Raw genomic sequence first — 13,757 nt, forward strand, 5'->3', positions numbered from 1 at the left:
AGGTCTATGACGCCTTCGGCCGCTACCTGTTCATCGGCCTGACCGCCGACTTCTAAGGCCGCGGGGCGGGAGGGGGCAGGCTCCCTCCCGCCGCTCTCTCGCCGAGAGGGAGCAAAAGATTGACACCGTCACACTTCACGCGGAAAAGGCGAAGCCTTCCAGTCCCCGCTGCTCAACGCGGCGGGGACGTTTCATTTTGGAGGGCCCAGACAGTGGCCGAGACGACCTCCGCCCCCGTTCCCAGCGATCACATCATGGGCGTCTACGCGCGCGCCCCGCTGGCGTTCGAGCGAGGCGAGGGCTCGCGACTGTTCACCGCCGAGGGCGAGGCCTACCTAGACTGCATGGCCGGCATCGCCGTGACGGCCCTGGGCCACAACCACCCCAAGCTGGTGCAGGCGGTGAAGGACCAGGCCGAGAAGCTCTGGCACACCTCCAACATCTTCCGGATCCCGAACCAGGAGAAGCTGGCGAAGCTTCTCACCGACAACACCTTCGCCGACGTGGCGTTCTTCACGAACTCGGGCGCCGAGGCGATCGAGTGCGCGATCAAGACGGCGCGCAAATATCACTGGGCGAACGGCCAGCCGGAGCGGATCGACATCATCGGTTTCGACGGCTCGTTCCACGGCCGGACGATCGCCACCATCTTCGCCGCGGGCAACCCCAGCTACGTCGAAGGCTTCGGCCCGCCGCTGCCCGGGTTCGTTCAGGCCAAGTTCGGCGACCTCGAGGGCCTGCGCGCCCTGGTCGGCCCGACCACGGCGGCGATCCTCCTGGAGCCCGTGCAGGGGGAGGGCGGGGCGCGGTCCTGGACCGAGGCCCAGCTCAAGGAGATCCGGCAGCTCTGCGACGAGACCGGGACCCTGCTGATCTATGACGAGATCCAGTGTGGCCTTGGCCGGACCGGCCGGCTCTTCGCCTACGAGTGGGCGGACGGCGCGGCCGATCCCGACATCATGGCGGTGGCCAAGGCGCTGGGCGGCGGCTTCCCGGTCGGCGCCTGCCTCGCCACCGCCGAGGCGGCCAAGGGCATGGGGCCGGGCAGCCACGGCTCCACCTACGGCGGCAATCCGCTGGCCATGGCGGTCGGCGTGGCGTCGGTCGAGGAGCTGATCAAGCCCGAGCTGCTGGCCCACGTCCGCGAGCTGGCCGGCTACCTGAACCAGCAACTCTCGGGCCTGAAGGACCGCTATCCCGATGTCGTGCTCGACATCCGCGGCAAGGGTCTGCTGATCGGCATCAAGTTGGCGACGCCGAACCGCGAGTTCATGCAGCACGCCCGCGACAACCATCTGCTGATCGCGGGCGGCGGCGACAACTGCGTGCGCCTGCTGCCGCCGCTGACCCTCAGCCTCGACGAGGCCCGCGAGGCCATCGGCCTCTTGGAAAAATCCTGCGAGGCGGCTCAGGCCAAGGCGGCGAAGGAAAAGGCGGGGGCGGCGGCATGAGCAAGGCCGTCCGCCACTTCCTCGACCTGTGGAAGCTCGACGGGACCGAGCTGCGGATCATCCTGGAGGACGCCAAGGCCCGCAAGGCGGCCCGCGTCGGCTGGCCCAAGGGCAGGCCCGATGAGGACCATCCCGCGCGCGGCCGGACCCTGGCCATGATCTTCGAGAAGAACTCGACGCGCACGCGCTTCTCGTTCGACGCCGCCATGCGCCAGCTCGGCGGCGACGTGATCATCTCCAACGCCGTCGACATGCAGCTCGGCCGCGGTGAGCCCATCGAGGACACCGCCCGCGTGCTGTCGCGGATGGTCGACGCCATCATGATCCGCTCCAACGTCCACGAGGACGTGGAGCGCCTGGCCCTGTGGTCGTCCGTGCCGGTCATCAACGGCCTGTCGGACAAGAGCCACCCGTGCCAGATCCTGGCCGACCTGATGACCTTTGAGGAGCACCGCGGCAACGTCTACGGCAAGACGCTCGCCTGGGTGGGCGACGGCAACAACGTGTGCTCATCCTTCATCCATGCGGCGCCCAAGCTGGGCTTCAAGCTCAACATCGCCAGCCCCGCCGTCTTTCATCCCGACATGATGGACCTAGCCCGCGCCGCCGAGCAGCAGGGTCATGTCATGACCACGCACGATCCCGTGGAGGCCGTGCGCGGCGCCGACTGCGTGATCACCGACACCTGGGTGTCCATGGGCGACACCGACCACGACGAGCGGATCGAGGCGCTGGAGCCCTACCAGGTCGACGACAAGCTGATGTCGGTGGCCAACAAGGACGCCGTCTTCCTGCACTGCCTCCCGGCTCACCGCGGCGAGGAAGTGACGGACTCCGTCATCGACGGGCCGGCCAGCCTGGTCTGGGACGAGGCGGAAAACCGCATCCACGCCCAGAAGTCGATCCTGGCCTGGTGCTTCGGCGCGATCTGACGGCGAAGCTGCGCCCGCGTCCGGGCGGCCTCTACTGCCGGAAGCCCGACCAGCTCACTTCCATGTTGAAGCTGACGTCCAGCTGCTTCTTGCCGCGGTCGTAGAGGAAGACGCTGTCGCCGCGGGCCTGCTGGATCGTGTTCATCGCGCTCGTCAGCGGCACGACGATCTGCGGCAGGCGGCGGTAGTCCGACGTCACCGTGACGGTGTTCGGCCCCGTGCGCGTCACCGTCAGGGTCACCCCGCTGCGGCTCGATCCCTTGGAATCGGAGATGACGTCGCCGGCATAGGTTCCGGCCACCGCGTCCGCCAAGTCAGGCTTCCGCTCCTTGGGCTGGGCTCCGGCGGCCCCGGCCGCCAGCAACGCGAGGCTCGCCGCCAGCAGCACCGCGCGCCGGCTCGCAACCTTTCTGAGCATCTTTCTCTCCCTCTGCGATGCCCGGAAGGTTGCAACGCAAACCGGCGTTAGGCCAGGGGCTTGGCGCGCCTAGGACAACTCGCCTGCTCGCAACCTCGCCGACGCGCCCTATATTGCGGCCCATGTCCGACACCCAGATTCCCGACGACCTCGTCGGCGCCTTCCAGATCGAGGGCGAACCCGTCCGCGGTCGCGTCACCCGGCTCGGCCCCGCCATCGACGAGATCCTGCGGGGTCACGACTATCCCGAGCCGGTGGCCAACCTGCTGGGCGAGGCCTGCGCGCTCGCCGCCCTGGTGGGCTCGAATCTGAAGTTCGACGGCCGGCTGATCGTCGAGGCCCGCGGCGCTGGGCCCGTGCGCTACGTGGTGGCCGACTATGACACTTCGGGCGGCCTGCGCGGCTACTGCCGGTTCGACCCTGCCGAGGTCGAGGCGGTGTCCCAGGGCTTCCTGCGCCCGGGCGCCAGGACCCTCCTGGGCGAGGGCGTCTTCATGATGACCGTCGACCAGGGCAGCGACATGGATCGCTACCAGGGCATGACGTCCATCGATGGCGAGACCCTGGCCCTCTGCGCCGAACAGTATTTCGCCCAGTCCGAGCAGACGCCGACCCGCGTGCGCCTGGCCGTGGGCCGTGAGGAGACCGGCTGGCGCGCCGGGGGCTTCCTCATCCAGTACATCGCCGCCGACGACGCCCGGGGCGACACGCTGGAGGCCTGGGTCCGGACCCAGGCGTTCTTCGAAACGCTGGGCGAGGACGAACTGCTGGACACCGAGCTGTCGTCCGACCGCCTGCTGTTCCGGCTGTTCCACGAGGACGGCGTGCGGGTGTTCGGCTCCAAGCCGCTGCGCGCCTTCTGCCGCTGCAACCAGGAGCGGATCGTCACCGTGCTGAAGTCGTTCGACCGGGCCGAGCGCGAGGACATGGTCGAGGACGACGGCAAGATCCACGTCACCTGCGAGTACTGCAGCCGCGTCTATGCGGTGGCGCCGGAGGCGCTGGAGGTCGCCTAAGCGTCGCGGCTGGGCGCGATCTCCAGGATCGCCCGCAGGCCCGCGGCGAAGCGCGTTACTTCCGCCTCGCCGCCCAGCGCCGCCGTAATCTCGGCGTTCAGGGCGTCCAGGTTGACCCGGAAGCGGTCCAGGGCGGCCTCACCGGCGGACGTCAGGGTCACGGTCCAGGCGCGCCCGTCCGTGGGGCTGGGCGCGCGCGAGACGAAGCCCGCCTCCATCAGGCGGCCGACCATGCCGGTCACCGCGGATTCGTTCAGCTTCAGCTGTTCGGCTACCCGCCGCTGCGTCGTCGCCCGCTCCCGCGCGATCACGAACATTACGGCCGCCTGCGCCGCGGTCACGCCAGCAACGCCCTGGGAGTCACGATCGGCGCGGGTCTTTAGCCGGTGCGCCGCCGTCTGGAGCAGATGGTAGAGGCGCTCGCGGCCGGCCGGATCCATGGGGGCGAAGCTAGCCCGCGTTGACAGCCGCGCTCAATCCGCATTTACTTGCCATGTGAAGTAAATTGGAGAACCCCTCGATGGGCGCCGTCGACGTCTGGGCCCAGCAGCCCAATGCCCTGTTCCAGCAGCAGCCGTGGCTCGCGACCCTCAACCGTTGGACCGGCAAACGCGGTGACGAGCCGCCGGTAACCACCGACCGGACCCTGGCCGCCATGGACGCGGGCGGCGTGGACATCACCTTCCTCTCCGCGTGGTGCGGCCCCGGCGGATGGCTGATCACGAATGAAGAGGTCGCCGAGGCCGTCGCCCAGGCGCCCGACCGCCTGCGCGGCCTGATGACGGTGGACTTGAACGATCCCATGGGCGCCGTCCGCACGATCCGCGAGCACGCCGCCAATCCTGGCTTCGTGGGCGTGCGCGTCGTGCCCTGGCTGTGGGACCTGCCGCCGAACGATCGGCGCTACTATCCGGTCTATGTGGCCTGCGTGGAGGCCGGTTTGCCGTTCTGCACGCAGATCGGTCACACCGGCCCGCTGTGCCGCTCCGAGCCCGGCCGTCCGATTCCCTATCTGGACGACGTGCTGCTGGACTTCCCCGACCTCCGCGTGATCGGCGGCCACGTTGGGTTCCCGTGGATGGACGAGGTGCTGTCCCTGGCCCGCAAGTACCCGAACTTCTACGTCGACACCTCGGCCTACACCGTGGCGCGCCTGCCGCCCCAACTCACCGACTTCATGCGCGGGCAGGGGGCGGGCCGCGTCATGTTCGGCACCAACTGGCCCATGGTCTCGCCGAAGCATGCCTTGGCGGCGCTGGACGATCTCGGCCTCGACGACCGCGCCCGCGAGCTGTTTCTCGAGGGCGCGGCGCGCAAGGTGTTCAGGCTGGCGGCTTAGGCGGCGTCCAGCGCCCGCGACACGTCACGCACCAGGTCGCCGGGGCCTTCCAGGCCGACGCTCATCCGCACCCAGCCCTCGGTCAGGCCGATCTCCAGGCGCTCGGCCTCGGGCATGGAGCGGTGGGTGGTGGTGCAAGGGTGCGTGGCCATCGACTTGGCGTCGCCGAGGTTGTTGGAGATGTCGACGATCTGCAGGGCGTCCAGGAAGCGCCAGGCGGCGTCGCGGCTGCCCAGGTCGAAGGCGACCACATTGCCGCCGCCGGTCATCTGGTTGGCGATGATCGACGCCTGCGGGTGGTCCGCCCGGCCGGGATAGATGGTCTTCAGCGCCTTGGAATGGGCGGCGATGGCGTCGGCGACCTTGGCGCAGTTCTCGGTCTGGCGGCGCACGCGCAGCTCCAGCGTCTCCAGCCCCTTCAACAGCACCCAGGCGTTGAAGGGGGACAGCGCCGGCCCGGTGTGGCGGTGCATGTCCTTGTAGGCTTCGGTCATCAACTCGGCGGCGCCCAGGATCGCCCCGCCCAGGACCCGGCCCTGGCCGTCGATGTGCTTGGTGGCCGAATAGACGACGATGTCCGCGCCCAGGGCCAGCGGCTTCTGGAAGATCGGCGTGGCGAAGACGTTGTCCACCACCAGCTTGGCGCCGGCCGCATGGGCGATCTCGGCCACCGCGCCGATGGCGGTGACCTCCAGGAGCGGATTGGCCGGGCTTTCCACCAGGAAGCACTTGGTGTTCGGCCGCACGGCGTTCTTCCAGGCCTCCAGGTCGGTGGCGTCCACATAGGTGGTCTCCACCCCGAACCGCGGCATCCACTCCGAGAGGATCCAGCGGCACGAGCCGAACAGGGCGCGGCCCGCCACGATGTGGTCGCCGGCGCGGACCAGACCCATCAGGGCGAGCTGGACCGCCGCCATGCCGGAGGCGGTCGCCTTGCATTGCTCGGCCCCCTCCATGAGCGCGAGGCGGTCCTCGAACATCTGCGTCGTCGGGTTGCCGAACCGCTGGTAGATGAAGCCCGGCGCGTTGCCGGCGAAGCGCGCATCGGCCGCCGCCGCGCTTTCGTAGGCGAAGCTCTGGTTCAGGAAGAGCGCTTCGGAAATCTCGCCGTGCTCGGTGCGCATGAGGCCGCCGCGCACCGCTCGGGTCTCGATTTCCCAGTCGCGCGGGTCTTCCGCCATCATGGCCTCCTTCAAGAAAAACTGGGCCGCTTGAACGCTCCGCACCCGGCGCCGTCAAGGTCCGCTTTCCTGAGGGCGGCCCCAATTCCGCTCGGCCAAGCCTTGCCACATCGCGGTTCTGCGGTAAGGGTTCGCGGCCCATGAGCGAGTTCAACGCCCCGGGCATCCTGCCCTGCCAATCCATCGAAGCCCTGATCGCCGGCGGCGCCATCGCGTCGGCGACGCCGTGGGAGCCCGACCAGGTCCAGCCGGCCAGCCTCGACCTGCGCCTCGCGGGCAAGGCCTGGCGCGTGCGCGCGTCCTTCCTGCCCCGCCACGGCACGGTCCGCCAACGCATCGCCGAGGTGGCCATGCACGAGCTGGACCTCACCAAGGGCGCGGTGCTGGAGCGCGGCTGCGTCTACATCGCCGAGCTGCAGGAGCGGGTGAAGCTGCCCAAGGGCGTGTCGGCCCGCGCCAACCCGAAAAGCTCCACCGGCCGCGTCGATGTCTTCGTCCGGGTGATCACCGACTACGGCGACGCCTTCGACGACGTGGACGAGGGCTATGAAGGTCCGCTCTACATGGAGATCGCGCCGCAGACCTTCTCGGTGCTGGTGCGCTCGGGCACGCGCCTCAACCAGCTCCGGCTGAAGGCCGGCGTGCCCGCCCGCCTGCGGACGGAGAGCGTGGGCGTCGACCTGACGGGCGACATCGCGGGCTTCCGCGGCCGCCGCCACGCCGGCGTTGTCGACCTGGACCACGAGGACGGCCACGACCCCAAGGACTTCTGGGAGCCTCTGGTCCCCCGCAACGGCCAGCTGCTGCTGGACCCCGGCGAGTTCTACATCCTGGCTTCGAAGCAGGCGGTGGAGATCCCGGTCATGGAGGCCGCGGAGATGACGCCCATCGATCCGTCGGTCGGCGAATTCCGTGTTCACTACGCCGGTTTCTTCGATCCTGGCTTCGGCACCGACGAGGCGCATGGCAAGGGCTCCAAGGGCGTACTGGAGGTCCGCAGCCACGAGACACCGTTCATCCTGGAGGACGGCCAGACGGTGGCCCGGCTTGTCTACGAACCGCTCACCGAGCGTCCCACGCGCCTCTATGGCGACCTAGGGTCGCACTACCAGCGCCAGGGCCTGAAATTGTCGAAGCATTTCCGGGTTTGGGAGCCATAATCCCCCACGCCTGATGGGCGCTCGATGTCGGGGGACACCGTGGGTTGGATGCGCAGGCTCGCCGGGGCGGCGGGCGCGATGATCTTGGGACTTGTGGGGACGGCCCAGGCGGCGCCGGCCATGTGGCGCGTCTCGGACGCCGACAGTCAGGTCTTCCTCTTCGGCACCCTGCACGCGCTGCAGCCAGGCCAGGCCTGGCGCACGCCGCTCTACGACGCGGTTCTGGCCCGGGCCGGGACCGTCTGGTTCGAAGCGGACCTGCAGTCGGGCGACCCGGACACCCTGCGACTGCTGGTCCGCCGCTATGGGGTCGATCCCGACCGGCCGCTCAGCCGCAAGCTGGCGCCCTCCGACCTGGGCGCCCTGGCCCGCCAGACCGATCTGGCTCGGGTGGACCACCTGCGCCCCTGGGCGGCGGCGCTGATGCTGTCCATGCAGCCCGCCCTGGCGCGCGGCGCCTCGGTGGACAAGGGCGCGGACGCCACCATTACCCGGGCGGCCCGGGCGGAATCCAAGCGCATCCGCACGTTCGAGACGCTTGAGGATCAAGCCCGCATGTTCGCCAGCCTGCCGGAGGATTCCGAGGTCCGCTATCTGGCCGACGTGGTGCGCGAGCGCAGCCGGGGGCCGCGCCTGCGCCTGCCGTTCAAGCCGGCGAGCCTGGAACAAGCCTGGGCCGCGGGAACGCTTGGCGATGCGCACATCGCCGACATGCGCAGCGACAATCCGGCCCTCTACGATGTCTTCCTGCGCCGCCGGAACGAGGCCTGGGCCGACCGCCTCGCGGCAGGGATGGCGGGCTCGGGCGTCGAACTGGTCAACGTGGGCGCCTTCCACCTCGTCGGTCCCGACGGACTGCCGACCCTGCTGGCGGCCCGCGGCTTCCGGGTCGAACGGGTCCAGTAGCCGCTCAGGGCACGGCGACGGGCACGGTCATCGGAAAGCCGCCTGCCCGGCTCAGGGCGGAACTCGCGCGCTTGCCCAGCAGGTCCGCCGCCCAGTTGCCGATCTCGATCAGCTTGCCGAGGTCGTAGCCCGTCTCGAACCCGCCCCGCTCCAGCATGTAGACGAGGTCCTCGGTGCCGATGTTGCCGGTGGCGTTCGGCGCGAACGGGCAGCCGCCCAGGCCGCCGACGCTGGCGTCCAGGATATCGACGCCCGCCTCCACGCCGGCATAGGCGTTGGCGAGGCCCGTGTTGCGCGTGTCGTGGAAATGCAGGCGCAGGGGGATGTGGCCGGCGGCCTTCCGCGCCAGCTCCACCCGGCGGCGGACCATCCAGGGGTCGGCCACGCCGATAGTGTCGGCCAGGGCGATCTCGGCCACGCGCAGGTCGGCGGCCGCCTTCACGATCTCCACCACGCGTTCCTCCGGCACCTCGCCGTCGAAGGGGCAGCCGAACGCCACCGAGACGGTGACCGTCACCGGCGGGTCCTCCTTGCGGCGCACGCCCATGATGTTGGCCATGGTGGTGATCTGCTCGTCCACCGAGGCGCCCTGGTTGCGGATGCCGAAGCCGTCGCTGGCGCACACCACCACGTTCGCCTCGTCGCACCCGGCGTCCAGGCAGCGTTCCCAGCCGCGCAGGTTCAGGACGAGGCCAATGCGCGAGCGCCCTTCCTTGCGGGGCAGGGCGGCCATGATTTCTTCGGCGCCGGCCATCTGCGGCACGCGCTTGGGATTGACGAACGAGACCACCTCCATGCGCCGGGCGCCCGCGGCCTCCAGCCGCTGGATCATCTCCAGCTTCTGGCCCACGTCGAGCAGCGTCTTCTCGTTCTGCAGACCGTCGCGGGGGCCGACCTCCACGATCTCGATACGCCGGCTCATCGTCTGACCTCGTTCAGGACTTCGGGCGCCACATAGACCCGCAGCGTCATGGGATCACCCTTGGAGTAGTTGATGCCGCCAACGCTCGCGACCAGCATGGCGGTTCCCGCCCGGGCCTCCAGCGCTTCGCGGAAGGCGGCCTCCTCGCGCTGCTCGACGATGGCTGGGCGGCCCTCGACGATCGCCTGGGCGGCCTCGGCGGGGCCGTGCAGCTCGGTGGCCGTGCCCAGGGCGAAGACCAGGCTGGGCTCGGCGAAGCCGGCGACGGCCACGGGGGCCTCGGCGACGCCCTGCCGCGGCAAGAGGCGCGTCTGCTCCAGGGCGTGCTCCAGCCGCGCCGACAGCCACAGCGGATCCAGCCGCGGCGCGAACGCCGCCGCCAGGGCGCCGTGCGCCAGGATGGCCAGGCCGAGGGCGCCCAGCACCGCCGCCTGCTGCGCCTGTCGGGCCATCAGATAGGCCCCGACCAGCGCCGCCGCCGCGAACAGGCCGCCGGCCAGCGTCGCCGCCCAGGCGTCCGAGGGATCGCCATAGACGGACAGCAGGTAGAAGACGGCGCCCGCCAAGACCAGGCCCATCAGCGCCAGCAGCCCGGCGCCCAGCCAGCGCGCGACCGCTCCGATAGGCTCGGCCAGGGCCCGCGCCGCCAGCCAGGCCAGGCCGCCGTAGGCCGGCATCAGATAGTGCGGCAGCTTGGTGGGCAGCGCCTCGAACACGATCCAGGCGGGGACCAGCCAGGCAAGGGCGAAGCGGACCCCGGGCTCGGCTCTATGCCGCCACGCCGCCACCGCCGCGGCCGGCAGCAGCAGGGTCATGGGGAAGGCGAGCAGGGGGGTCAGCAGAAGGTGGTAGCCCGGCGGCGCGCCATGGGTCTCCTGCCCGCCGGCCAGCTTCGGGGCGAGGTCCGAGCCCACGGCTTCCGACCAGAAGCCGCCATCGGTGGCGACGGTCACCGCCCCGGCCCACGGGCCGACGACCGCCAGGACGATGATCAGGCCCCACCACCACCTCAGCCCTGCAAGCCATCCGGTGCGGCGGTCCCAGATCGCCAGGGTGATCATGGCGAAGGCGGCCACCATAGGACCGATGGGCCCCTTGATCAGCGTCGAGGCCGCCAGCGCCGCCCAGAAGATCCAGACCGCGCGCCGTCCGGCCGGCTCGCCGCCGCGCTGCGCGGCGTACAGGCGGCCCAGCGCCGCCAAGGCCAGCGTCGTGGTCCCCGCCAGGGCCGAATCGGTCTTGGCGATGAACGCCTCTGTGGAGACGAGGAGGCAGCCGCCCAGCAGCGCCCCGGCCAGCAGCGCCGTCCGTCGGTCGAAGAAGCCCGCCGCCCCCCAGGCGCAGGCCGCCGCGGCCAGCATGGCGCCCAACAGCGAGGGCAGGCGATAGGCCCGGATCTGCCGCGCCTCCGGGCTCGACACCAGGCTCACGCTGGCGGCCTGCAGCCAGTGGATGCCCACCGGCTTCTTGAACCGCGGGGCGTCCTGGAAACGGATCACGACATAGTCGTCGCTCTCCAGCATCTGCGCCGTGGCTTGGGCGAACCGCGCCTCGTCGCGGTCGAGCGGCGGCATGGCCACGAGGCCGGGCAGGCCGGCCAGGAAGGCGATGAAGGCGGCGAGCGCCGGCCCCCGCCAACCGCCGCTCCATTTCGTCAGGACCGCATCCAGCGTCATGGGCCGTGCATACCACGATCCTTTCTCACGCCACGTTTTCCGCTATGAGCGGGCGATGGCTTCCGCGCCCGACATCTCGGTGGTGATCCCCGTCTACGACGAGGAGGGCGCGGCGCCCGGCCTGGCGCGCGAGATCGCCGCCGCCTTCGCCGGCCGGTCCTACGAGATGATCTTCGTGGACGACGCCAGCCGAGACGGGACACGGGCCGCGCTGAAGGCGCTGGCCGCCGAGATCCCGCAACTGCGCGTGTTGGCTCACCGCCGGAACTCGGGCCAGAGCCGCTCGCTGCGGACCGGCATCCTGGCCGCCCGCGCGCCGGTGGTCGTCACCCTGGACGGCGATGGCCAGAACGATCCGGCCGACGGGCCGGCCCTGGTCGACGCGCTGGCGGCGGGCCCCCCGGAGCTGGCCCTGGTCGGCGGCGAGCGGGTGAAGCGCCAGGACAGCCAGGCCAAGAAGTTCGCGTCCCGGATCGGCAACGGCGTGCGCAAGCGCCTCTTGAAGGACACGGCCAACGACACCGGTTGCGGCCTCAAGGCCTTCCGGCGCGAGGCGTTCCTGCGGCTTCCGTACTTCGACCACATCCACCGCTACCTGCCGGCGCTCATGCTGCGCGAGGGCTACCGCGTGGAGTTCCGGCCGGTGAACCATCGCCACCGCCAGACGGGCCAGTCCAAGTACACGAACTTCGGCCGGCTGGTGGCCTCGCTGTCGGACCTGTTCGGCGTGATGTGGCTCCAGTCGAGGGCCCGCAACCCGGGCGGCGTGGACGAGGTCTAGGCGGGGATCCGGCCCAGCGTCCGCCCGGCCACGGCGATGCCCGCCGTCATCATCTCCTCCACCATCGGCGCGATCTCTTCCGGCAGGACGTCGGCGATCCAGGTCAGGCGGCTGCGTCCGGGGCCGAGGTCGGCCACCTGGAAGCTGGCCGAGTGGTGGGTGAACCGCTCGGTCCGCACGGAATAAGCGAGGCGCCGGGCCTCGTGGTCGCAGCCCAGGAACAGCTCCTTGACAACCATGCCGTTGCCGAAGGTGACCATCCGGGCGCCCGCAATCAGCTCTACATTGGTCACGAACCCTGGGGCGAAGCGGCGGTGCACGGCGCCGAAGTCCGCGACGGCGTCCCAGACGGCGTCGGCGGGGGCGTCGATCTCGACGGTCTCGATGATGGTGGTCATGGGCAGCTCCTTGTCCTGAGCTGCAATCTGGCGCTCCCGAGCCGGGGGTGCTGGCGGGAATCGGCCGGGGTCACCCGATCAGGTGAAGGCGCTCAGGATCATCGCCACGAGCGCGACGTCGACGAAACGGGAGAGGAAGAGCAGCATTTGCCGGTCCGTGGCCGCGGGTTACCAACACGGTTAAGCAAGTCCTGCGCCAACCCAGGTCCGCCCATGGCCCTCTTCTTCGACGCCCCCTGGTTCGACGGAAAACTCGAGGAGAGAGGCCTGTCGCGCGCCGTTCTGGCGGCCGCGGCCGGCCTGAGCGAGGCCGAACTCGCCCTGGTCTTCAAGGACCAGCGGGAACTTTCCGCCGGGCAGGTTTCGGCCTTCGCGGAACTTCTGGGCGTCACGCCGGCGGAGATCGCCAATCGGGCCGGGATCTCCACGCCCACGCCGGCCGTCTCCCCGGAACAGAGGATCGCGAACCTGGAGCGGCGGGTGACGGCGCTGGAGGCTGAACTCGCGCGGCTGCGCGGCGACGACTAGATGTCTTCGCGCGCCGCCCGGCCCTTGCGGGCGCGGCGATCGTAGCTGCCCGACCATTCGGTGCGGTTGTAGGCGTGCCGGGCGTGGTCCAGCAGCGAGGCGCCGGCGCGCAGGCCCCGGCGCTCGCCGCCCTGGCCGATGATCTGGGCCGCGAACTCGGCATAGCCGCGGGGACGCTCGTCGCGGAAGGTGCGCGGCGGCTCCACCGGGCTCACCGGGACCGGCAGGTTGGTCGCGCCCGCGGGCCGGCCCTGCTCGGTCCGGTCGGCTTCGGTCTTCGACGCTCGGCGCGCCGAGACCGCGCGCTGGATGCGATCAATCCGGGACATCGTGTCGCACAGCCTGCAATATGCAGGCCGCAACTCAGCCTTTCGCCAGTTTGTCCAGCTGAGCTTGCATCTCCGCCATCTGCTTGCGCAAGAGGGTTAACGCCTCATCCGAACCGGCATCCGCTTTTGTCGCAGGGGCCGGAGCGGGTTCCTCGGCGCGCTGGGCGGTGGGCGCATAGGCGAACGGCGAGAACATCTTCATCGCCCGGTCGAAGAGCTGCAGGTTCTGGCGGATCTGGTCTTCGTAGTTCGCGATCCCGCCGGCCTGGCCGAAGCTGGAGAGCTGGTTGCGCAGCCGCTCCTGCTGCTGGGTGAAGCTGGCCAGCGACAGCTCGAGGTAGCTCGGCAGGAAGGCCTGCATGGAATTGCCGTAGAAGCTGATCAGCTGCCGCAGGAACTGGATCGGCAGCAGGCTCTGTCCCTGGCTCTCTTCCTCGAAGATGATCTGGGTGAGGACGGTGCGGGTGATGTCCTCGTTGGTCTTGGCGTCGTAGACCACGAAATCGACACCCTGCTTCACCATCTCGCTCAGGTGCTCGAGGGTGACATAGCTGGACGAGGCGGTGTTGTAGAGACGCCGGTTGGCGTACTTCTTGATGACGACGCGCTCGCCTCCGGAGGAACTTCCCTGGGCGTCGGCGCCGGTTCCTTGGGTGTCGGCCATCCCTAATCCTTCGCGCGGCCTGGCGATGACTCACCGGCCTTTCTGCACCGCAGTAT

The 13,757-nt window shown here is 70.0% G+C and carries 16 protein-coding genes; 8 read left to right on the top strand and 8 right to left on the bottom strand.

Annotation, left to right across the window (positions count from 1 at the left end; translation table 11 throughout):
• Window positions 1–212 precede the first annotated feature (212 nt).
• On the top strand, window positions 213–1,451 hold the full coding sequence (locus AX721_RS24800) for an aspartate aminotransferase family protein (protein ID WP_068878639.1): 1,239 nt from the start codon (window positions 213–215) through the stop codon (window positions 1,449–1,451).
• The gene (gene argF / locus AX721_RS24805) at window positions 1,448–2,383 is read left to right on the top strand and encodes an ornithine carbamoyltransferase (RefSeq protein WP_068878640.1); all 936 of its coding nucleotides are present in this window, start codon (window positions 1,448–1,450) and stop codon (window positions 2,381–2,383) included. Before AX721_RS24800 ends, argF begins: the two co-directional genes overlap by 4 nt.
• A gap of 31 nt (window positions 2,384–2,414) precedes the next feature.
• Here argF and AX721_RS24810 read toward each other — a convergent pair whose 3' ends face one another.
• Window positions 2,415–2,801, bottom strand: a complete 387-nt coding sequence (locus tag AX721_RS24810) for a hypothetical protein (protein ID WP_068878641.1) — start codon at window positions 2,799–2,801, stop codon at window positions 2,415–2,417.
• A gap of 122 nt (window positions 2,802–2,923) precedes the next feature.
• Here AX721_RS24810 and AX721_RS24815 point away from each other — a divergent pair, with 122 nt between their 5' ends.
• Window positions 2,924–3,817 (top strand): Hsp33 family molecular chaperone, encoded by an 894-nt coding sequence (locus AX721_RS24815; protein ID WP_068878642.1) that lies wholly within the window; start codon window positions 2,924–2,926, stop codon window positions 3,815–3,817.
• On the opposite strand, the gene AX721_RS24820 is transcribed toward AX721_RS24815, so the two are convergent.
• Window positions 3,814–4,257 carry a MarR family winged helix-turn-helix transcriptional regulator gene (locus AX721_RS24820; protein ID WP_068878643.1) on the bottom strand — a complete coding sequence of 148 codons (444 nt, stop codon included), beginning with the start codon at window positions 4,255–4,257 and terminating at the stop codon, window positions 3,814–3,816. The genes AX721_RS24815 and AX721_RS24820 overlap by 4 nt on opposite strands.
• Window positions 4,258–4,337: 80 nt before the next feature.
• Here AX721_RS24820 and AX721_RS24825 point away from each other — a divergent pair, with 80 nt between their 5' ends.
• Window positions 4,338–5,156, top strand: coding sequence for an amidohydrolase family protein (locus tag AX721_RS24825; RefSeq protein WP_068878644.1), 819 nt, complete (start codon window positions 4,338–4,340; stop codon window positions 5,154–5,156).
• On the opposite strand, the gene metZ is transcribed toward AX721_RS24825, so the two are convergent.
• On the bottom strand, window positions 5,153–6,337 hold the full coding sequence (gene metZ, locus AX721_RS24830; protein WP_068878645.1) for an O-succinylhomoserine sulfhydrylase: 1,185 nt from the start codon (window positions 6,335–6,337) through the stop codon (window positions 5,153–5,155). The genes AX721_RS24825 and metZ overlap by 4 nt on opposite strands.
• A gap of 140 nt (window positions 6,338–6,477) precedes the next feature.
• Between metZ and AX721_RS24835 the strand changes: the two genes are divergently transcribed.
• On the top strand, window positions 6,478–7,497 hold the full coding sequence (locus AX721_RS24835; protein ID WP_068878646.1) for a 2'-deoxycytidine 5'-triphosphate deaminase: 1,020 nt from the start codon (window positions 6,478–6,480) through the stop codon (window positions 7,495–7,497).
• A gap of 24 nt (window positions 7,498–7,521) precedes the next feature.
• Window positions 7,522–8,403, top strand: coding sequence for a TraB/GumN family protein (locus tag AX721_RS24840; protein ID WP_068878647.1), 882 nt, complete (start codon window positions 7,522–7,524; stop codon window positions 8,401–8,403).
• A gap of 4 nt (window positions 8,404–8,407) precedes the next feature.
• Here the strand turns inward: AX721_RS24840 and AX721_RS24845 are convergent, their stop codons facing one another.
• Together AX721_RS24845 and AX721_RS24850 are read right to left on the bottom strand one after the other, a co-directional pair.
• Window positions 8,408–9,325, bottom strand: a complete 918-nt coding sequence (locus tag AX721_RS24845; protein WP_068878648.1) for a hydroxymethylglutaryl-CoA lyase — start codon at window positions 9,323–9,325, stop codon at window positions 8,408–8,410.
• On the bottom strand, window positions 9,322–11,001 hold the full coding sequence (locus AX721_RS24850) for a glycosyltransferase family 39 protein (protein WP_068878649.1): 1,680 nt from the start codon (window positions 10,999–11,001) through the stop codon (window positions 9,322–9,324). Before AX721_RS24850 ends, AX721_RS24845 begins: the two co-directional genes overlap by 4 nt.
• On the opposite strand from AX721_RS24850, the gene AX721_RS24855 reads away from it, so the two are divergent.
• Window positions 11,000–11,782 carry a glycosyltransferase family 2 protein gene (locus tag AX721_RS24855; RefSeq protein ID WP_068878650.1) on the top strand — a complete coding sequence of 261 codons (783 nt, stop codon included), beginning with the start codon at window positions 11,000–11,002 and terminating at the stop codon, window positions 11,780–11,782. The genes AX721_RS24850 and AX721_RS24855 overlap by 2 nt on opposite strands.
• Here AX721_RS24855 and AX721_RS24860 read toward each other — a convergent pair.
• Entirely contained in the window at window positions 11,779–12,180 is a 402-nt protein-coding gene (locus AX721_RS24860; protein WP_068878651.1) for an SRPBCC family protein, read from the bottom strand. The two genes, AX721_RS24855 and AX721_RS24860, sit on opposite strands and share 4 nt — an antisense overlap.
• A 213-nt stretch (window positions 12,181–12,393) precedes the next feature.
• Here AX721_RS24860 and AX721_RS24865 point away from each other — a divergent pair, with 213 nt between their 5' ends.
• Window positions 12,394–12,708, top strand: coding sequence for a helix-turn-helix transcriptional regulator (locus tag AX721_RS24865; protein ID WP_068878652.1), 315 nt, complete (start codon window positions 12,394–12,396; stop codon window positions 12,706–12,708).
• Here AX721_RS24865 and AX721_RS24870 read toward each other — a convergent pair.
• Window positions 12,705–13,037, bottom strand: coding sequence for a hypothetical protein (locus AX721_RS24870; protein WP_068878653.1), 333 nt, complete (start codon window positions 13,035–13,037; stop codon window positions 12,705–12,707). The two genes, AX721_RS24865 and AX721_RS24870, sit on opposite strands and share 4 nt — an antisense overlap.
• A 34-nt stretch (window positions 13,038–13,071) precedes the next feature.
• Complete coding sequence (gene phaR / locus AX721_RS24875; protein ID WP_068878654.1) at window positions 13,072–13,701, bottom strand: polyhydroxyalkanoate synthesis repressor PhaR; 630 nt, start codon at window positions 13,699–13,701, stop codon at window positions 13,072–13,074.
• Window positions 13,702–13,757: the final 56 nt, after the last annotated feature.

Source organism: Phenylobacterium sp. CCH9-H3 (assembly GCF_001557235.1).
Lineage (GTDB): Bacteria > Pseudomonadota > Alphaproteobacteria > Caulobacterales > Caulobacteraceae > Phenylobacterium.